Annotated in this window: 19 protein-coding genes and 2 riboswitches; all 19 genes read left to right on the top strand. The window is 43.7% G+C overall.

Going from position 1 to position 18,701, the window contains the following annotated elements; translation table 11 throughout:
• The first annotated feature begins 6 nt into the window (after positions 1–6).
• The 19 genes from J7E35_RS00385 (at position 7) to J7E35_RS00295 (ending at position 18,554) form a co-directional block, all read left to right on the top strand.
• Positions 7–246: a YusG family protein gene (locus J7E35_RS00385; RefSeq protein ID WP_214776241.1), complete on the top strand. Its 240-nt coding sequence runs from the start codon at positions 7–9 to the stop codon at positions 244–246.
• 334 nt (positions 247–580) lie between these two features.
• Entirely contained in the window at positions 581–937 is a 357-nt protein-coding gene (locus J7E35_RS00380) for a toprim domain-containing protein (protein WP_214738930.1), read from the top strand.
• Between the two features lie 6 nt (positions 938–943).
• Positions 944–1,252, top strand: coding sequence for a thioredoxin family protein (locus tag J7E35_RS00375; RefSeq protein WP_214776240.1), 309 nt, complete (start codon positions 944–946; stop codon positions 1,250–1,252).
• 208 nt (positions 1,253–1,460) lie between these two features.
• Positions 1,461–2,726: an MFS transporter gene (locus J7E35_RS00370; protein WP_214776239.1), complete on the top strand. Its 1,266-nt coding sequence runs from the start codon at positions 1,461–1,463 to the stop codon at positions 2,724–2,726.
• 183 nt (positions 2,727–2,909) lie between these two features.
• The gene (locus J7E35_RS00365; protein ID WP_214776238.1) at positions 2,910–3,248 is read left to right on the top strand and encodes a hypothetical protein; all 339 of its coding nucleotides are present in this window, start codon (positions 2,910–2,912) and stop codon (positions 3,246–3,248) included.
• Positions 3,249–3,334: 86 nt separating this feature from the next.
• A riboswitch (SAM riboswitch) is annotated at positions 3,335–3,437 on the top strand.
• 77 nt (positions 3,438–3,514) lie between these two features.
• A complete protein-coding gene (locus J7E35_RS00360; protein WP_214776237.1) occupies positions 3,515–4,831 on the top strand; it encodes an O-acetylhomoserine aminocarboxypropyltransferase/cysteine synthase family protein in 1,317 nt (438 codons plus the stop codon).
• Between the two features lie 111 nt (positions 4,832–4,942).
• Positions 4,943–5,056, top strand: a riboswitch (SAM riboswitch).
• 286 nt (positions 5,057–5,342) lie between these two features.
• Complete coding sequence (locus J7E35_RS00355) at positions 5,343–6,368, top strand: methionine ABC transporter ATP-binding protein (RefSeq protein ID WP_214776236.1); 1,026 nt, start codon at positions 5,343–5,345, stop codon at positions 6,366–6,368.
• Complete coding sequence (locus tag J7E35_RS00350; protein ID WP_214776235.1) at positions 6,361–7,029, top strand: methionine ABC transporter permease; 669 nt, start codon at positions 6,361–6,363, stop codon at positions 7,027–7,029. Before J7E35_RS00355 ends, J7E35_RS00350 begins: the two co-directional genes overlap by 8 nt.
• A gap of 14 nt (positions 7,030–7,043) precedes the next feature.
• Positions 7,044–7,883, top strand: coding sequence for a MetQ/NlpA family ABC transporter substrate-binding protein (locus tag J7E35_RS00345; protein ID WP_214776234.1), 840 nt, complete (start codon positions 7,044–7,046; stop codon positions 7,881–7,883).
• Positions 7,884–7,987: 104 nt separating this feature from the next.
• Positions 7,988–8,359: a carboxymuconolactone decarboxylase family protein gene (locus tag J7E35_RS00340; RefSeq protein WP_214776233.1), complete on the top strand. Its 372-nt coding sequence runs from the start codon at positions 7,988–7,990 to the stop codon at positions 8,357–8,359.
• 264 nt (positions 8,360–8,623) lie between these two features.
• Positions 8,624–8,776, top strand: coding sequence for a YuzK family famiily protein (locus tag J7E35_RS00335; protein ID WP_214776232.1), 153 nt, complete (start codon positions 8,624–8,626; stop codon positions 8,774–8,776).
• A 1,031-nt stretch (positions 8,777–9,807) separates the two neighbouring features.
• A complete protein-coding gene (gene sufC / locus J7E35_RS00330) occupies positions 9,808–10,593 on the top strand; it encodes a Fe-S cluster assembly ATPase SufC (RefSeq protein ID WP_214776231.1) in 786 nt (261 codons plus the stop codon).
• 18 nt (positions 10,594–10,611) lie between these two features.
• Entirely contained in the window at positions 10,612–11,919 is a 1,308-nt protein-coding gene (sufD, locus tag J7E35_RS00325) for a Fe-S cluster assembly protein SufD (RefSeq protein ID WP_214776230.1), read from the top strand.
• Positions 11,919–13,148, top strand: coding sequence for a cysteine desulfurase (locus tag J7E35_RS00320; RefSeq protein ID WP_214776229.1), 1,230 nt, complete (start codon positions 11,919–11,921; stop codon positions 13,146–13,148). The genes sufD and J7E35_RS00320 overlap by 1 nt, the downstream gene beginning before the upstream one ends.
• Complete coding sequence (sufU, locus tag J7E35_RS00315) at positions 13,138–13,584, top strand: Fe-S cluster assembly sulfur transfer protein SufU (protein WP_192470132.1); 447 nt, start codon at positions 13,138–13,140, stop codon at positions 13,582–13,584. The genes J7E35_RS00320 and sufU overlap by 11 nt, the downstream gene beginning before the upstream one ends.
• Before the next feature lie 113 nt (positions 13,585–13,697).
• Positions 13,698–15,095, top strand: coding sequence for a Fe-S cluster assembly protein SufB (gene sufB / locus J7E35_RS00310; RefSeq protein WP_214776228.1), 1,398 nt, complete (start codon positions 13,698–13,700; stop codon positions 15,093–15,095).
• 750 nt (positions 15,096–15,845) lie between these two features.
• Complete coding sequence (locus J7E35_RS00305) at positions 15,846–16,694, top strand: DUF72 domain-containing protein (RefSeq protein ID WP_214776227.1); 849 nt, start codon at positions 15,846–15,848, stop codon at positions 16,692–16,694.
• A gap of 66 nt (positions 16,695–16,760) precedes the next feature.
• Positions 16,761–18,131, top strand: coding sequence for a bifunctional metallophosphatase/5'-nucleotidase (locus J7E35_RS00300; protein ID WP_214776226.1), 1,371 nt, complete (start codon positions 16,761–16,763; stop codon positions 18,129–18,131).
• Between the two features lie 120 nt (positions 18,132–18,251).
• A complete protein-coding gene (locus J7E35_RS00295) occupies positions 18,252–18,554 on the top strand; it encodes a YunC family protein (protein WP_214776225.1) in 303 nt (100 codons plus the stop codon).
• The last annotated feature ends 147 nt before the right edge of the window (positions 18,555–18,701 follow it).

Below are 18,701 nucleotides of genomic sequence, written 5' to 3'. Positions count from 1 at the left end.
AAACTTATGACACTGAACCAACAAAAGCTTGATATAACGGACAGAGTGACAGGAAAGCTTGAAAACGGCCAGGTACAGCTTTACCTGGAAAACGAACACATTGGATCCATAGAGCTTCCAGAAGGAATGCAGATGAAATTGGAGCATCACTATGAGGCAGAACAGAATAAGATTTACCAGCATGTATCAGTGCCGGATCAATCACAACCTCGGTATACTGATTGTGATGAAGGCGGCTGGTGTTAGACAAATCAGAACAGCGGCCAGACATGCCGCTGTTTTTCTCTATGTGCTCCAAGTAAGCAATGCTGGTTAGATCACATAGAAAATTCTATAAGCCCTAAATCACGCTAGATCATGAAAAAGGTCACACAGGAAGTTTCTATAAACCCAAAACACAGCGCAACGCTCAATATGGTCATATAAGAAAAGTTTAAGCAGCTTTCCTGTCAGCATGCTAGTCTAATTTTTTGCAATCTCCTTTAAAAACAGTGACAATAGAAATATGAACATAACAGCACAAATTCAATATTCATGTTTATAATATTGTAAGGTAATTATCTCTGGTGCATAGGTGGTTATGGCGATGGACGAAAATCACAAGGTGATCATAGTAGAGGGTTCGTCAGACAAAAAGAAAGTTCAAACCGTGCTAAATGAACCGGTTGAAATTATTTGTACTAATGGGACTATTGGTGTTTCGAAGCTTGATGAACTGATTGATTCCCTTTTTGATAAAGATGTATATATCCTCGTGGATGCAGATGCGTCAGGGGAAAAATTGAGAAAGCAATTTAAAAGGGAATTTCCTGAGGCGAACCATTTGTATATTGACAGGATGTACAGGGAAGTGGCTACGGCACCGGAAAATCACCTTGCTACAGTTTTAATTGGCGCAAATATTGATGTTCATGCAGAGTATTTAGAAAAAGGATGACTGTAGATGGAAGAATGGACTAAATCAGAGATGGAAACCTTCCTGGAGGAAAAAAGAACAGGTTACCTATATTTTTACACACCAATGTGCGGTACCTGCCAGGTAGCTGGAAAGATGCTCACTGTCATCGATCAGCTGCTGCCGGAAATTCCTTCAGGCAAAGCAGACTTGAATTATCTGCCTGAGATGGCGGAACGATTTGAGATTGAAAGTGTCCCATGTCTGATTGTGTTGAACAAGGGAGAGGTGCTAGAAAAAATCTACGCATTTCAATCTGTTCCTTATCTTTATGAAAAACTAAAAGGTTTAAATTGATGTAAAAGCGGCTATGCCGTTTTTTTTTTGCCCATTTCAGATATGTGTTTTGTTTTTACCTATAAAAGATGATATTGCCGGATAGAAGCGATACTTCCCCGTTGGATAGAGATCCTTTTCTAATAAAAATGAACCGACAAAATAGATTTACATATCGTTCCATAAATATTATATTTAGATTAGCGAAATAATTGAGGGGCGAAATAAAATGGCTCTATACCAGGAATGGGCGGCACAAATTAAAACTTATAATCGAAACATACGACTTACCTTCATTGCGAACATATTGACCCAGATTGGCCTTGGAATTTTCATGGTCATTTATAATTTTTACATCAGGGAGTTAGGCTATAATGAGCTTGTAAACGGAAAGGTCATAGCCATGACCTCGCTGGCAACTGCTCTCATTCTTATCCCAGCAGGCATACTGAGTGATAAAGCAGGCAGGAAAAAATTGATGCTGTATGGAGCCGTCGCGACAGGGCTGATCTTATTCAGCCGGAGTATTGTTGAAAGTCAGTCCTTATTAATTCTTTTTGCGTTTGGAACAGGCCTTGCTTCCGCATTTATCCAGGTGTCGATCATTCCCTGGCTGGCGGAGAATTCGAAACCTGAACAACGCGTACATTTATTCAGTATTCACTTTGCGATAATGACGGGTGCCAATGTAATAGGAAGTCTTTTGGGTGGAATCCTCACAGACTTATTCGGCATGGTGGTACCTGGACTTGAAAGTATCAGATATACATTGATGATTGGATCGTTCTTGTTTATGGCTGCCCTGCTTCCGATTATGAGGTTAAATGAAAATCGGCCATCCCGCATATCGGCTGGCGATATAAAAGGAAAATCCAAAATCATCCCCCAAAAAGCCAGCTTCAAAATCATCCTGCTGTTTGCGGTAGCCCAATTGATGATAGGCTTTGGAGCAGGATTGGTCATCCCATACTTGAACCTCTATTTTGCGGATCGGTTCATGGCTTCCAATTCATTGATTGGCCTGGTCATTTCACTGGGGCAAGGAGCAACAGCTGTTGCGATGATCATCGGGCCTTTGGTTGTGCGCAGACTTGGGGAAGTAAGAGCGGTAGTTGTTTTACAGATGCTTTCTTTGCCGTTTTTGCTGCTGACAGCGTACACTCAGAATTTTTGGCTGGCAGCTCTAGGCTTTTTATTCCGTCAGGCACTAATGAACGCGGGCAATCCAATCCAGATGTCGTTAATGATGTCGAAGGTTGATGATTCCATGAAGGGTTTGGCCAACTCTGTGAATCAAATGGTGTTTAATCTCGGCTGGGCAGTGATGGGGCCGGTATCGACTGGGATTGTCTTGAAATACGGTTCCTATTGGGGATATGCAACAGTTTTTACTATCACTGCTTGTCTGTATTTAGTTGGATCCACTTATTTCTTCGTAGTCTTCAAAACGATGGATAAGCCAAAATCCGGCATAGTGAATACAAAAACGGCTTGATTACTGTATTTCTTTGGATATATTTCTCGGGAAATGAAAGACAATGCCGAAATATCACACGGTATTGTCTTTTTTTACGTTATTCACGATGTAAATTCATTTTTCATCGAATTATTTGTCGAAGGATTCCAACAGGTTTTTCCCTAATTACAAGGAATATGTAATATGAGGGAGTTGATCGGAATGCAAGAACGAATAGACAGGTTTGTAAATGAGATTCCCAACAAGGAGCATATTCTGCAACTAGTAAAAAAACTGGATTTAATCTTAAAAATAGAAGCAGAGGGTAACACATACTACATGTCTTTTAAGGATGGCAGGGTTGCCCGCTGTGATCCCTGCATGGATACGGGAAAAACTGCAACGATCTCGGGGATGAATGCGTATTTTGAGCATTTATTTGATGGGAATCTTAAATTGCTGCAAGGAATAAAGATGAATTATTTTACAACTGATTGTCCTTTTCGCGCCCAATTGGTTTTGGAATCGTTATTTTATCTTGCGGGACCAGTTCGTGTATAAATTTATATCTGAATAATCTAAATATATTGACTGGTAATTTGTGACGTGCTATTATCACTTTAACGCAGTAAAAACGAAATTGAATATTCTTATCCAGAGAGGCGGAGGGACTGGCCCCATGAAGCCCGGCAACCGGTTGTGAAACACGGTGCTAATTCCAGCAGAGTTTTTGCTCTGAAAAGATAAGGAGAGATGATAAATGACCCTCTTCTTAGGAAGAGGGTTTTTGTTTTTTCAGATAAATTATTTAGATTGGAGAGATGGAGATGACTAATGAGCAAAAGACTTACAGGATAGAAACGCTGGGGGTACATGGCGGCCAGTCACCAGACCCGGTGACCGGAGCAAGGGCAGTACCAATTTATTCGAGCAATGCATTCCAATTCGAAAACACAGAACATGCAGCAGATTTATTTGCACTTAAAGAACCGGGTTATATTTATTCAAGGATACATAATCCGACTGTTACTGCCCTGGAAGAAAAAGTGGCTTTGCTTGAAGGCGGTGTAGGTGCGCTCGCTTTATCAAGCGGGATGTCTGCCATCACGATGGCCATCCTGAACATTGCGCATGCGGGTGATGAGATTGTCGCAGCCGCTAATCTATATGGGGGCACATACAATCTATTTGCTGTCACCCTTCCAAAGTATGGAATAAAAGTTCACTTAGTTGATTCTGTTGATCCTGAAAATTTCCGAAAGGCGATCACTCCAAAAACAAAAGCAGTCTATGCAGAAACAATCGGCAATCCAAGTCTCAGGGTTCTGGATATTGAAGCTGTGGCCGAAGTTGCTCACGAAGCAGGTGTTCCGCTGATCATCGATAACACATTTGCAACACCATATCTATGCCGGCCAATTGAACATGGCGCAGATATCGTCGTCCACTCGGCAACCAAGTGGCTATTAGGAAATGGGACAGTCATGGGCGGGATTATTGTGGATGGAGGAAACTTTGATTGGAAGTCTCCTAAATTCCCAGGCTTCAATGAGCCGGACAACAGCTACCATAACATTGTCTACAGTGAAGCAATCGGTGCTGCCGCCTATATCGTAAAGGCAAGAGTACAGCTTTTGCGTGACCTTGGACCGGCAATCAGTCCGCAGAGTGCGTTCCAATTCAATCTTGGCATAGAAACTTTGCATGTCCGCATGAAGGAGCATATCGCCAATACCCGTAAAATCGTAGGTTACCTTGAGTCCCATCCTGCTGTTACATGGGTCAGCTATCCAGGTCATGAGTCACATCCTGACAAAGAATTGGCAGATCGTTATCTTCCAAAGGGAGCCGGGGCAGTAGTCATTTTTGGAATTGAAGGCGGCAGGGAAGCCGGAGCAAAGCTGATCAACTCATTAGAATTATGGTCCCATGTCGCGAACGTCGGCGACGCAAAAAGTCTGATTATCCATCCTGCAAGCACAACCCATCAGCAACTGGACTCAGAAGGCCTTAAAGCAGCTGGGGTTCCTGAAGATTTAATCCGCCTGTCAGTGGGGATTGAAAACGTTGAGGACATCATTGAAGACCTGGAGCAGGCGATCGAAAAAGCGACCGGAGTACCTGGAGTCCCGGCTAAAATTTGAAATCCATAACCTTCCAGAAAATATTTGAAAATAATTTTATTGACACACTTTTTTACTCCGTGCTACAATCACACTCGTAACTTAAAACCGATTAGATAATTTAATAGCGTGCTCTTATCAAGAGAGGTGGAGGGAAGTGCCCTATGAAGCCCGGCAACCGTCAGTAAGCATTGCTTGCTGAAATGGTGCCAATTCACGCAAAGCGATCGCTTTGACAGATGAGAGAAAGGAATCCACTATTACTATGCCTTTCTGCTCACTTGCAGGAAGGCTTTTATTTTGTTCTTTTCGAATAAATGCTAAAAAGTTATAGCCAAAAAGCATGTCCGAAAAGATTTTATCACAAGAGCACAACTTTCCCGTTAAGGATAAGAGCCTATTGCCCGATTTTACTGAGTTTGAATTTTTTCGGTTAGGGAATGGGAAACTAGATTGATAACCTTCTTATTTTTAGGGAAATTTAACGGTTTTAATAAGTGTGGAATACTCGGATGCAAAGAGGGGGAGTCAATTGATTACAATAAAAAATGCCAGAAAGATTTATCCTTCCAACAAGGGAGAGGTTAAGGCAGTCGATGATGTCAACCTTGAAGTCAAGGAAGGAGAAATCTACGGAGTCATCGGCTACAGTGGTGCCGGTAAAAGTACTTTGATTCGAATGCTGAATGGGCTGGAGATCCCGACATCAGGTTCTGTAGTTGTAGCCGGCAAGGAAGTTTCCAGGATTAAGGGAGCAGAACTGCGCAAGGCCCGCCAGGAAATCAGCATGATTTTCCAGCATTTCAACCTGCTCTGGTCAAGAACAGTGGCAGAGAATATCGCGTTCCCGCTTGAAATTGCAGGAGTTCCAAGTGCTGAGAGAGAGAAACGGGTAAAAGAGTTAATCACACTTGTAGGTCTCGAGGGCCGGGGAGATGCCTATCCTTCCCAGTTGAGCGGCGGTCAGAAGCAAAGGGTCGGAATCGCCAGGGCGCTTGCCAATAATCCTAAGGTACTGCTTGGGGATGAAGCAACGTCAGCACTTGATCCGCAGACGACTGACCAGATTCTTGATCTCCTTGTTGATATTAATAAAAGGCTCGGTCTTACGATTGTCCTGATCACTCATGAAATGCACGTTATCAGGAAAATCTGTCACCGTGTCGCCGTAATGGAAGGCGGAAAGGTTGTTGAAACAGGACCTGTTTTGGAAGTATTCAAGAATCCACAGCAGCCAATCACGAAAAGATTCGTCCAGCAGGTGACAGAACCGGAGGAAACAAAGGAAACAGTTGACCACTTACTTGAGCGATATCCACATGGTCGTGTTATCCAGCTGACATTCGTAGGTGAAGGGACCGAACAGCCGCTGATCACCAACTTGATCCGTAAGTTTTCAATAACGGTCAATATTGTCCAGGGTAAAATTTCGCAGACACAAAATGGTTCATATGGAACCTTGTTCATCCATCTTGATGGTGAAGAGGGCGAAGTAGCCCGGGCAATAGAGTATATCGGCCAGCATGAAGTCGGCGTGGAGGTGATTTCGAATGGCTGAGACATTGTTTCCGAATGTCAACTGGGACAGAATGTGGGAAGCGACAGTTGAGACACTATACATGAGTGCCATTTCCGTTGTGGCTACTTTCATCCTTGGAGCAATCCTGGGACTGCTGCTGTTTTTGACATCTAAGGGCAATATTTGGGAAAACAAACCGGTCAATTTAGTATTGAGCGCAATTGTTAATATTTTCAGATCGATCCCATTCATTATTTTAATCGTCCTATTGATTCCTTTTACAAAGGTCATCGTGGGCTCGATGATCGGGGAAAACGCTGCATTGCCTGCACTGATCATTGGATCGGCTCCATTTTACGCAAGGATGGTTGAAATTGGCTTGCGTGAGATTGATAAAGGGGTCATTGAAGCAGCAAAGTCTATGGGGGCCAAGACGACAACGATCATCTGGAAGGTGCTGCTGCCGGAATCGATGCCAGCATTGGTTTCCGGTATTACAGTGACGGCAATCGCGCTGGTCAGTTACACTGCGATGGCCGGAGTCATCGGCGCAGGCGGACTTGGGAACCTGGCATACCTTGAAGGTTTCCAGAGAAGCCGGAATGATGTCACCTTGATGGCCACCATCATTATTTTGATAATTGTGTTTATAATCCAGTTTGCAGGGGATTTCTTCACTAGAAAATTAGATAAGAGATAAAGGAGAGAATTGAAATGAAAAAATGGTTATTAGCACTGTTAGCACTAATTTTAACAGCGGGACTTGCAGCTTGCGGAACTTCTGAGGAAAACACTGGAGGAGAAGGCGGCAAGGAAGAAAGCAAAAAAATCGTCGTAGGTGCTTCAAACGTACCTCACGCAGAAATTCTGGAAGAAGCAAAAGCATTACTTGAAGAAAAAGGTTACGAGATGGAAATCAAGACATTCAATGACTATGTTGTGCCAAACCAGGCCCTTGATTCAGGTGAGCTAGATGCTAACTACTTCCAGCATATCCCTTACCTTGAGTCACAAATGGCTGAACATGGCTATAAGTTTGAAAATGCTGGCGGCATCCACATCGAGCCTATCGGTATATATTCCCAGGAACATACTACACTGGATGATCTGCCAAAGGGTGCGCACATCATTATGAGCAGCTCAGTAGCAGACCATGGCCGTATTTTGACAATGCTTGAAAAAGAGGGATTGATCACCCTTGAAGAAGGCGTAGAAAAAGTAACAGCTACAATTGATGATATTGCAGAAAATCCTAAAGAACTAAAGTTTGATACAGAGTATGAAGCAGCAATGCTTCCGCAGATCTTCAACAATGGTGAAGGCGACGCAGTATTGATCAACTCCAACTATGCAATTGACGCTGGTTTGAACCCTCTAAAGGATTCTATCGCAATCGAGGAGAGCGATTCTCCTTATGTAAACGTAATTGCTGTACGTGAAGGAGATGCCGACAAGCCAGCAATCAAGGCGCTGGTTGAAGTGCTTCATTCAAAAGAAATCCAGGACTTCATCCTTGAAAAATATGAAGGTGCAGTCGTACCAGTAAAAGAATAACTCCTAAAAAAAGCAGGCGGGCAGCCTGCTTTTTCTTTTTGCCGCATAACGGGCCAGGAAAATTAACATACTAACCGAGAAAAAAGCAGATTGGAGTGGAAACAATGGAGCATCATTATGAACCCCGGAATTCAACAGAAGCAGCTCTTCATGAATATAAGCAAGGATTGGGCATTTTCACGCAAAAAATGCCGGAGCTTGCAAGCCACTATAATGCATTCACGGAAGTATGTTTTCAGGAAGGAACCTTGACGCAAAAAGAAAAACAATTGATTGCACTTGGGATTTCTTTGTATTCCCAGGATGAATATTGCATTATCTACCATTTGAAAGGATGCCTTGATCAGGGGGCGTCCGAGGAGCAAATTCTGGAGGCGGTTGGAGTTACAGCTGCATTTGGCGGCGGCGCAGCAATGAGCCAGGCCGTGACACTCGTCCAGGAAGCAATGTCCGAACTGAATACTTTGAAGCAGTAAAAACTGTTAAATTCAGTTCAAATGGCTGTTAAATAACAGGAAAGGCTTCAATTGGGAGGATATTGCCAGTATTCTAAGAATGACAGAGGTGAAGTCGCGTTAGGCCGCCATATTCCATTACATCCAAAAATTAACGGTTTTAACCGCTTTGATAGTGGTAAATAAAAGGTGTTAAGATTGCATTATCAAAAAAACGCTTATTAAAGCGAAAAACCGAAGGGATGATTCACTATTAGTCAGCTCAAACTGAACTACACAAGTGAAATGGAAAAAGCAATGCATGGAGCTCATGGAATTAGTTACGAGGTATACAGCATGAACCATGACGCAAGAATGGAAGTCGAAAGAAAACGCGAAAGAGATTATATCAAAAGCCAACGGATGGTCGCAGACCTGGACAGAAAAGTCCACTCGTAAGCGAGAGAATATATTATATAGAAGAAACTCTTTGGGAACCAGTGTGAATGATGCACTGGTTTCTTTATTATTTGTTGTGGTTAACATTAAGGTGGAATTGAAAACACTACAGAGATTTGTCCTTATCAAGATGATATTCAGAGCGGTTTGAGGTGTTAGGTTAAGAGTTGTCAAGATCAAGCAGTTATCGTGACAGGTTCTAGGTGTCAGGACGAAAAGCTGTCAAGAAAAAGCCGTTATCGTGACAGGTTCGAGGTGTAAGGACGAAAAGCTGTCAAGAAAAAACCGTTATTGTGACAGGTTTGAGGTGTTAGAGGGAAAAGCTGTCAAGAAAAAACTGTTATTGTGACAGGTTTGGTGCTAAAAGAGAAAAAGCTGTCAGAAGTAAGGGGAAGTTCAGACAGGTTCGGTGCCAAAAGACGAAAAGCTGTCAGAAGTCGAGGTAACTTCAGACAGGTTTGGGGTCCAAAAGGGATAGGCTGTCAGAAGAAGGAGTTACTTCAGCTTCGGAGTACATTTTTTTATAACAGAAGGTGAAAAATAAAATGATGTACAAGCTTTGAGCGGATATCCCGACTTTAAATTGCTTGTTCTGTTAAAATGAAATGGTGTTATGTCGTCGTGTCCTGTCGCCATTCAGCAAGCTGAATGGCGGGGTGGGGGAAGTGAAAAGAAGACTAGGAGGTCCATCTGCAGAATAGGGTGTATGTCAGGGTTTCTGCTGATTTTTGGCTCACATCGTGAAGCTGCCGCTTCACTTGCTTTTCATCCACGGCTGAAAAGCTGCCGAGTGGAAATGAAACGCTGCGAGCAAATGAATTTGCTCGGTCGTTTCCTTCCCACTCGGCATGAGCCAAAAATCAATGGGGGTTTGACAAAAATCTGCGGGGTTCGTTGTATTTCTTTCCACTTCTAAAGTGTTGCTAACACTTTTCATTTGTTATAAGATTGTAATGAGAATAAAATGAGAATAGAGCTAAAGACGGCAATAGTCGGCTTAAAATCTTTTCTATATTGACGGAGGTAATATTATGGCAGGATCTGTATTATCAATTAAGGACCTTCAAGTTGAGATTGAAGGCAAGCAGATATTAAAAGGTGTGGACATCGAAGTAAAGGGTGGAGAAATCCATGCGATCATGGGACCAAACGGTACTGGTAAATCCACTTTGTCTTCTGCAATCATGGGTCACCCGAAATATGAAGTAACAAACGGTTCCGTAACTTTAGATGGCGAAGATGTTCTGGAAATGGAAGTTGATGAAAGAGCTCGTGCTGGTCTTTTCCTTGCGATGCAATATCCAAGCGAAATCAGCGGTGTAACGAATGCTGACTTCTTGCGTTCTGCTCTGAACAGCCGTCTTGGCGAAGGAAATGAAATTTCACTTATGAAGTTCATCCGCAAGATGGATAAGCAAATGGAATTCCTAGAGATGGATCTGGATATGGCACAGCGTTATCTTAACGAAGGTTTCTCCGGCGGCGAGAAGAAGCGTAACGAGATTCTACAATTGATGATGCTTGAACCAAAAATTGCAATCCTTGACGAAATCGACTCAGGTCTTGATATCGATGCATTGAAGGTTGTTTCTAAAGGAATCAACCAAATGCGCGGCGAAGATTTCGGCTGCTTGATTATCACTCACTACCAGCGCCTTCTTGACTACATCACTCCTGACTATGTTCATGTTATGATGCAGGGCCGCATTGTTAAGTCTGGTGGACCAGAACTTGCACAGCGCTTAGAAGCAGAAGGATACGACTGGATTAAACAAGAACTGGGCATCGAAGACGAAACAGTTGGGCAAGAAGCTTAAGCGTTGGGGGGATTTATAATGACTACGGAAACGAAATGGGCTTTTGACCAGGAGTACATTACTTCCTTCTCAAAAGAAATGAATGAACCGGAATGGCTGACAGAGCTTCGTGTACAATCACTTGCGAAAGCTGAAGATCTTTCCATGCCAAGACCGGATAAAACGAAAATTGACAAGTGGAATTTCACTCAGTTTGAAAAACTGCTTGTGAAAAGCGATGTCTTTTCATCCATCGACGAACTTCCTGAGGATGTTAAAGCGCTAGTAGACCAGGAAGCAAAGGAAAATAGCCTTTATGTGCAGCGTAACAATAAGCCTGCATACCTGCAGCTTTCAAAGGAAATGCAGGAGCAGGGCGTTATTTTCACAGATATTTTCACAGCCGCACGGGAATACAGCGACTTGCTGAAGAAATATTTCATGACAGCTGTTAAAAATGACGAGCACCGTTTGACTGCTCTTCACACAGCTTTCATGAACGGCGGAGCATTCCTTTATGTTCCTAAAAACGTTCAGCTGAACAACCCTATTCAGGCAATCTTCCTGCATGATGATGCTGAAGCGAACCTTTTCAATCATGTGCTTGTAGTTGCTGAAGATAATAGTTCTGTGACATATGTCGAGAACTATATCTCAACAACTGGCAAAGTGAACGGATTGGTGAACATCGTAACTGAAGCAATCGCTGGCCAAAACGCGAAAATCCAGTATGGTGCGGTTGATACATTGGCTGAAGGCGTTACAACTTATGTGAACCGCCGCGGCCACGCAGGAAGAGATGCTCGCATCGAATGGGCTCTTGGCATGATGAACGATGGAAACACAATTTCTGATAATGTAACCAACCTTGTTGGTGACGGTTCTTACGGCGACACAAAGACTGTTGTTGTCGGACGTGGAGAACAGACACAGAATTTCACAACTAGCATCATCCATTTCGGTAAAAATTCCGAAGGCTATATTCTGAAGCACGGTGTTGTGAAGGATAGCGCAACTTCAATTTTTAACGGAATTGGTAAAATCGAGCATGGCGCTTCCAAGTCTAATGCAGAACAGGAATCACGCGTTCTTATGCTTAGCGAAAAAGCACGTGGAGACGCGAACCCGATTCTTCTGATCGATGAAGATGATGTAACTGCTGGTCACGCTGCATCTGTTGGACGTGTCGATCCATTGCAGCTTTACTACTTGATGAGCCGCGGTATTCCAAAAACTGAGGCAGAGCGCCTTGTCATCCACGGATTCCTTGCACCAGTTGTTAATGAGCTTCCGATTGAGGGAGTTAAGAAGCAGTTGGTTGAGGTAATCGAAAGGAAAGTTAAATAATGAACGCCCGCGAAATTCGTGAATTATTTCCGATTTTAAATCAGGAAGTCAATGGCAGCCCGCTAGTCTACCTTGATAGTGCGGCAACATCACAAAAGCCGGTGCAGGTAATCGAAGCGCTGGACAAATATTATCGCGAATACAACTCCAACGTCCATCGCGGTGTGCACACTCTTGGAACAAGAGCCACTGATGGGTATGAAGGGTCAAGGGAAAAAGTCCGAAAGTTCATTAACGCAAAATCAATCGAAGAAGTCATTTTCACCCGTGGTACCACAACTGCAATCAACACGATAGCTGCAAGCTATGGCCGTGATCATCTAAAAGAGGGCGATGAAATAGTCATCTCCTATATGGAACATCACAGCAATATCATCCCGTGGCAGCAGGTGGCAAAACAAACGGGCGCAACTTTGAAATATATCGACTTGCAGGAGGATGGCACGATTTCACTTGATACTGTCAGAGAAACCGTGACAGAGAATACGAAAATCGTCTCCATCATGCAGGTTTCCAATGTACTGGGTGTCATGAACCCGATCAAGGAGATTGCCGAGATCGCACACCAGAATGGTGCAATCATGGTTGTCGATGGTGCCCAGAGCGCTCCGCATATGAAGATTGATGTTCAGGACCTAAACTGCGATTTTCTCGCTTTTTCCGGACATAAGATGTGCGGGCCGACCGGTATCGGCGTATTATATGGCAAGAAGGCACTTCTTGAAAAAATGGAGCCGGTTGAATTTGGCGGCGAAATGATTGATTTCGTAGGTCTTTACGAATCAACATGGAAAGAGCTGCCGTGGAAATTTGAAGCCGGAACACCGATCATTGCTGGTGCGATTGGTCTTGGTGCCGCAATCGACTTCCTGAATGAGATCGGACTCGACAATATCGAAAAGCATGAACACGCACTTGCGGCCTATGCCATGGATAAAATGTCTGAAATCGAAGGCATGACGATCTATGGACCCAAGGAAGCCGGCAAGCGTGCTGGACTCGTAACTTTCAATATTGATGATGTGCATCCACATGATGTGGCAACTGTATTAGATGCTGAAGGAATCGCCGTCCGCGCGGGACACCATTGTGCTCAGCCTTTGATGAAGTGGCTGAAGGCATCCGCGACAGCACGTGCAAGCTTCTACCTGTACAACACAGAAGAAGATATTGACAAGCTCGTAGCCGGACTTGTCAAAACAAAGGAGTATTTCAGCGATGTCTTTTAATAATTTAGATAACCTTTATCGTCAAGTTATTATGGATCACTATAAGAACCCTCGCAATAAAGGTGTTTTGGAAGAAGGCAGCCTGACAGTCAATATGAACAACCCGACATGCGGCGACCGCATCCAGCTGACGATGAAAGTCGAAGACGGCAAGGTAGCGGACGCAAAATTCGAAGGGGAAGGCTGCTCGATTTCCATGTCCTCTGCTTCAATGATGACGCAGGCGGTCAAAGGAAGACCCATCGAGGAAGCTTTAAAGCTTTCAACGGTTTTTTCTGACATCATGCAGGGAAAAGATTATGAAGAGGATGATCTCGACCTCGGGGATATCGAAGCACTGCAAGGTGTGGCGAAATTCCCAGCAAGGATCAAATGTGCTACTCTTGCATGGAAGGCAATGGAGAAAGGCCTGAAGGAAGAGGAAGACAGCCAATAAGAAATCATCATCTGATGATTTTTTCCGAAAGGGCTGCAGGGGATTGGCCTGCAGCGAACAACTACAAAGCAGGAAACCTGGTTTCCTTGCTTTAAGAATGGAGGAATTCGACGATGGCTAAAAAAATGCCAGAGATCGGTGATTATAAGTACGGATTTTCCGATAAAGACGTTTCCATCTTCCGGTCTAAGCGCGGCCTGACGCGTGAAATCGTTGAAGAAATTTCAAAAATGAAGGAAGAGCCCCAGTGGATGCTGGACTTCCGTTTAAAATCATTGGAGCACTTCTACAATATGCCAATGCCTCAATGGGGCGGCGACATGGCTTCATTAAATTTTGATGAAATCACTTACTATGTAAAACCTTCTGAGCGCTCTGAAAAATCATGGGATGAAGTTCCAGATGAAATCAAGCAGACGTTTGACAAGCTTGGAATCCCTGAAGCTGAGCAAAAATACCTTGCCGGTGTTTCTGCGCAGTACGAATCAGAGGTTGTATACCACAACATGAAGGAAGAACTTGAAGACCTTGGAATTGTCTTTAAGGACACAGATTCTGCTTTGAAAGAAAATGAAGACATTTTCCGTGAGCATTTCGGGAAAGTCATCCCTCCAACAGACAACAAGTTTTCAGCATTGAACTCTGCGGTCTGGTCTGGCGGATCTTTCATCTATGTTCCAAAGGGCATCAAAGTGGATACTCCACTTCAGGCGTATTTCCGCATCAACTCTGAAAACATGGGCCAGTTCGAGCGTACACTGATCATCGTTGATGAAGGCGCGCACGTACACTATGTTGAAGGATGTACAGCTCCTGTTTACACAACGAACTCGCTTCACAGTGCGGTCGTTGAAATCATCATCAAAAAGGACGCATATTGCCGCTATACAACCATCCAGAACTGGGCAAACAACGTCTTCAACCTTGTTACAAAGCGTGCGGTCTGTGAAGCGAACGCGACAATGGAATGGATCGATGGCAACATCGGCTCCAAGCTGACAATGAAATACCCGGCAGTCATCCTCAAGGGTGAAGGCGCACGCGGTATGACACTATCAATCGCAATCGCTGGTAAAGGCCAGCACCAGGATGCAGGTGCGAAAATGATCCACCTTGCGCCAAACACATCATCAACCATCGTATCAAAATCGATCTCAAAGCAGGGCGGAAAAGTAACATACCGCGGTATCGTCCACTTCGGACGCAAAGCCGACGGCGCCCGCTCAAACATTGAGTGCGATACGCTGATCATGGATAACAAGTCTACTTCAGACACGATTCCATACAATGAAATCCTGAACGACAACATTTCTCTTGAGCACGAAGCGAAGGTTTCCAAGGTTTCAGAAGAGCAATTGTTCTACCTGATGAGCCGTGGAGTCTCCGAAGAAGAAGCAACAGAAATGATTGTAATGGGCTTCATCGAGCCATTCACAAAAGAATTGCCAATGGAATACGCTGTCGAAATGAACCGCCTGATCAAGTTCGAAATGGAAGGTTCTATCGGTTAATAATGATAGATACTGGAATCCACCTGCTTATGGCAGGTGGATTTTTTTGTTCTTTTTAAAAACAGCAGTATAAGCTCGTGATTTTTTTACATAAATAGGAAGACGGCACGATTATCGTGTACTTTGGAAAGATTAATGATGATTAGTGGGAGATTATTGAATTGAACGGAATAAATATGCGATAAGTTTGGGAGATTAAGCCCTTTGATTAGGAGAATAATTTTTCCAGCTCGTTACTTAGCTTCAAAATCAAGCGGTGAATTACCACATAAAAAGGAATTCAGTGCAATTTCGTTAGATTTTGGTGTAATCAATCAATTTCTTGTCCAATAGATTCAACTTTTGGTGAAGATCAATCAAATACTTTTACAATAAAATACGACTTTTGATGCAAATCAATCAATTTCTTGTGCTGTAGTTTCACTTTTCGATGCAAATCAATCAAATTCTTGTACAATAGTTTCAACTTCCTGGTGAAAATCAATTTCTTGTACAAAAAATTCACTTTTCGATGCAAATCAATCAATTTCTTGTACAATAGTTTCAATTCTTAGTACAATCCACCTCGATTTTCATGAGATTAATGTGATTTTTTAATATAAAACGCAGCCTAACGGGCAATTATGCAAAACAATCTGCCATCAATCGATAACAAAATGCAATATTCCCTTTAATGGCGGACCCCAGGTTGTTTCTCCATTTCAATTGTGGGGAAATATGCTATCATGAAACTAAAATGGAGGTGCACAGATGATTATTGTTGGCTTAACGGGCTGGGGGGACCATGACAGTTTATATGAAGGCAAGGTTTCACCGCGTGATAAACTGAAGGAGTACTCCAGCCACTTTCCTGCAGTTGAGGTCGATGCCTCTTTTTACGCTGTGCAGCCTGTGAGGAATGCCGCGAAATGGGTAGAGGATACACCAGACAATTTTCAGTTCATCGTAAAAGCGTACCAGGGAATGACCGGGCATCAGCGCGGCGAAATTCCTTTTACTGATAAACATGAGATGTTCAATGCGTACAAAGAGTCGCTCCAGCCTTATCTTGAGTCGAATAAGCATGCGATGACGCTTTTCCAGTTTCCGCCGTGGTTTGACCTGCGCAAGGAGAATGTCGATTATTTGCGCTGGTGTCGCGACCAAATGGGGGATATCGATTGTGCGCTCGAGTTCCGCAACCAATCATGGTTCAGAGATGAAATGCGCGAGAAGACACTGGAGTTTATGAGAAAGGAAAAATGGATCCACAGCATTTGCGATGAACCGCAAGCAGGGGAGGGCTCCATTCCTACAGTTCTCGAATCCACTTCCAATGATAAGGTACTAGTCCGCTTTCATGGCCGCAATGTCCATGGCTGGAACAAGAAAGGGAAAGGCGAGGACTGGCGCGAGGTTCGCTATCTATATCGCTATAATCAGGCAGAATTACAGGAATGGTCAGATCACCTGAAAAAGCTGAACGAGAGTACTTCCCAGGTTTTCGCATTGTTCAACAACAATTCCGGCGGGGATGCTGCGGATAATGCTAAACAGATGGTCGAGCTGTTGGATATCGAATATGAAGGGTTAAACCCAAGGCAGCTTGATTTGTTTTAGATAATTTGCACCCTCCTGGCACCATGCAGGGGGGCACTTCATTTTAAAAAGAGGATGGATGGTTAGATGGAAGAAGTTATTCATATTTACCATACGAATGATTTGCATAGCCATTTGGAGCACTGGCCAAGCATCCATAAGCTTGTGACCGAGCGTCGACGCTGGCATGAAGAAGCCGGTGATGAGGTTCTTGTGTTCGATATCGGCGACCATATGGACCGCTGGCACCCTTTATCTGATGCGACTAGGGGAAAGGCGAATTGCCGCCTTCTGAACGAAGCGGGGTACGATGCAGCGACGATAGGGAATAACGAAGGCATCACTCTTCCTTTCGAGGATCTGGATTCGATGTACCTTGAAAAAAGTTTCGAACTGCTGGTTGCGAATCTTTATAAACAGGATGGAAACAGACCGGCGTGGGCGAAGCCATATCATGTATACATAAGCAGCAAAGGAACGAGGATCGGTGTTATTGGCGTCACAGTGAATTTTGCACGGTTTTATGCACAGCTGGGCTGGAAGCTGAATGACCCGATTGATGAGCTGGAAAAATGCATCGACCAACTGAGAGATGAAACCGACATTATTATTCTCCTGTCACATCTAGGGATACATGATGATGAACTGATTGCCGCGAAGTTTCCGGAGATTGATGTCATTCTTGGCGGCCATACCCACCACATTTTACATGAGGGCAAGGAAGTGGGCTCCAGCTTGCTGGCGGGAGCAGGGAAGTTTGGGTACTATACCGGTCATGTAACCCTGAAGCTGGATGAAAAAACAAAGCGGATTTTACACAGGAGTGCCGTTCTTTATGATATGAATGAGGCAGATCAGGCTCAAGGCGAAAAAGCAATGGCAGAAGGGTATTTTCTCGAAGGCAAAAGGCTGATGGCAGAAAGTGTTGCATCTCTGCCACAAGAATTAAAGGCAGACCCACTGCAGCATTCAGAGCTAACAAAGATGCTCACTCAGGCATTACGAGAATGGTGCGATGCCGATTGCGCTTTCATGAATGCCGGCATGATCCTTAAAGGCCTGAACCGGGGAGAAGTCACGAAATTCGACTTGCTGGAGATCTGTCCCCATCCAATCAATCCTTGTACGATCAGGATGTCAGGAGCAGAGTTAAAAGAAGTACTCCTGCAGACCAGGGATGAAAAATGGCCCCATCTGCAGATAAAGGGTCTCGGCTTCCGCGGCACCGTCATGGGGATCATGGAGTACGATGGTATCAAGTTTCAGCAAAAAGGGAATGTGCAGCAGGTTCTCATCAATGGAAAGCTGATAAACCCTAAGGAACACTATACACTGGCCATTCCTGATATGTTCACATTCGGCCGCTTCTTCCCGGAAATCCAGCGTGCTGAGGAAAAACGATATTGGCTTCCTGAATTCCTTCGAAATTTGCTTGAGTGGAAGCTGGCGTCTTATTAAAAGGCTGTTTTTGTATGAGCAGAAATTCTCATCAATTTTCACCATTATGTGATCAAGATATCACGCTTTTCCCCTCTCCTTCATAGAGTGTTATTGGGATTGAAGGAGGGAGTTGTAATCATGATCGACATGTCACCTATAGAAATAGAAGGCAGGACATTTTTATGCATTTCTGTAAAACTGCCAAAGACAAACCTGCTTGTCGTTACAGGAGATAAAGGATACATTATGTGCGGAGCTCTGGATGTCGCACTTCTCAATGAAAAACTAAAGGGCAGGAAGGTTATTGCCGGCAGGGCGGTTGGGGTAAAAACGATTGATGAATTGCTTGAAGCCCCGCTGGAGTCCGTTACCTATGAAGCGGAGAATCTTGGCGCAACAAAAGGTATGATCGGCAAAGAAGCATTATTGCTCATGAATTAAAAAGACAGCCCGAGCAGGCTGTCTTTTTGCGTATTTATATGAATATATTGTGGCATTTGTTAAGAATGAATATCCCTATCCGATATATTAACTGAACTGCTTTTTTCCCAATTCGAAAAACAAAAGGTATCACCATTCAAATAATTA

This window comes from Bacillus sp. ISL-45 (assembly GCF_018613195.1).
Lineage (GTDB): Bacteria > Bacillota > Bacilli > Bacillales > Cytobacillaceae > Mesobacillus.
Note: the sequence above shows the minus strand (reverse complement) of the source record. Positions and strands in the feature narration are given on the sequence as shown.

Bases quoted from the DNA above. Each gene is read 5' to 3' on its own strand.
- J7E35_RS00380 (WP_214738930.1), top strand. From the start codon at position 581: ATGGCGATGGACGAAAATCACAAGGTGATCATAGTAGAGGGTTCGTCA.
- J7E35_RS00350 (WP_214776235.1), top strand. From the start codon at position 6,361: ATGGCTGAGACATTGTTTCCGAATGTCAACTGGGACAGAATGTGGGAA.
- J7E35_RS00345 (WP_214776234.1), top strand. From the start codon at position 7,044: ATGAAAAAATGGTTATTAGCACTGTTAGCACTAATTTTAACAGCGGGA.
- sufB (WP_214776228.1), top strand. From the start codon at position 13,698: ATGGCTAAAAAAATGCCAGAGATCGGTGATTATAAGTACGGATTTTCC.
- J7E35_RS00360 (WP_214776237.1), top strand. From the start codon at position 3,515: ATGACTAATGAGCAAAAGACTTACAGGATAGAAACGCTGGGGGTACAT.
- J7E35_RS00295 (WP_214776225.1), top strand. From the start codon at position 18,252: ATGATCGACATGTCACCTATAGAAATAGAAGGCAGGACATTTTTATGC.
- J7E35_RS00370 (WP_214776239.1), top strand. From the start codon at position 1,461: ATGGCTCTATACCAGGAATGGGCGGCACAAATTAAAACTTATAATCGA.
- J7E35_RS00385 (WP_214776241.1), top strand. From the start codon at position 7: ATGACACTGAACCAACAAAAGCTTGATATAACGGACAGAGTGACAGGA.
- sufD (WP_214776230.1), top strand. From the start codon at position 10,612: ATGACTACGGAAACGAAATGGGCTTTTGACCAGGAGTACATTACTTCC.
- J7E35_RS00300 (WP_214776226.1), top strand. From the start codon at position 16,761: ATGGAAGAAGTTATTCATATTTACCATACGAATGATTTGCATAGCCAT.
- J7E35_RS00320 (WP_214776229.1), top strand. From the start codon at position 11,919: ATGAACGCCCGCGAAATTCGTGAATTATTTCCGATTTTAAATCAGGAA.
- J7E35_RS00335 (WP_214776232.1), top strand. From the start codon at position 8,624: ATGGAAAAAGCAATGCATGGAGCTCATGGAATTAGTTACGAGGTATAC.
- sufC (WP_214776231.1), top strand. From the start codon at position 9,808: ATGGCAGGATCTGTATTATCAATTAAGGACCTTCAAGTTGAGATTGAA.
- J7E35_RS00340 (WP_214776233.1), top strand. From the start codon at position 7,988: ATGGAGCATCATTATGAACCCCGGAATTCAACAGAAGCAGCTCTTCAT.
- J7E35_RS00305 (WP_214776227.1), top strand. From the start codon at position 15,846: ATGATTATTGTTGGCTTAACGGGCTGGGGGGACCATGACAGTTTATAT.
- J7E35_RS00365 (WP_214776238.1), top strand. From the start codon at position 2,910: ATGCAAGAACGAATAGACAGGTTTGTAAATGAGATTCCCAACAAGGAG.
- sufU (WP_192470132.1), top strand. From the start codon at position 13,138: ATGTCTTTTAATAATTTAGATAACCTTTATCGTCAAGTTATTATGGAT.
- J7E35_RS00375 (WP_214776240.1), top strand. From the start codon at position 944: ATGGAAGAATGGACTAAATCAGAGATGGAAACCTTCCTGGAGGAAAAA.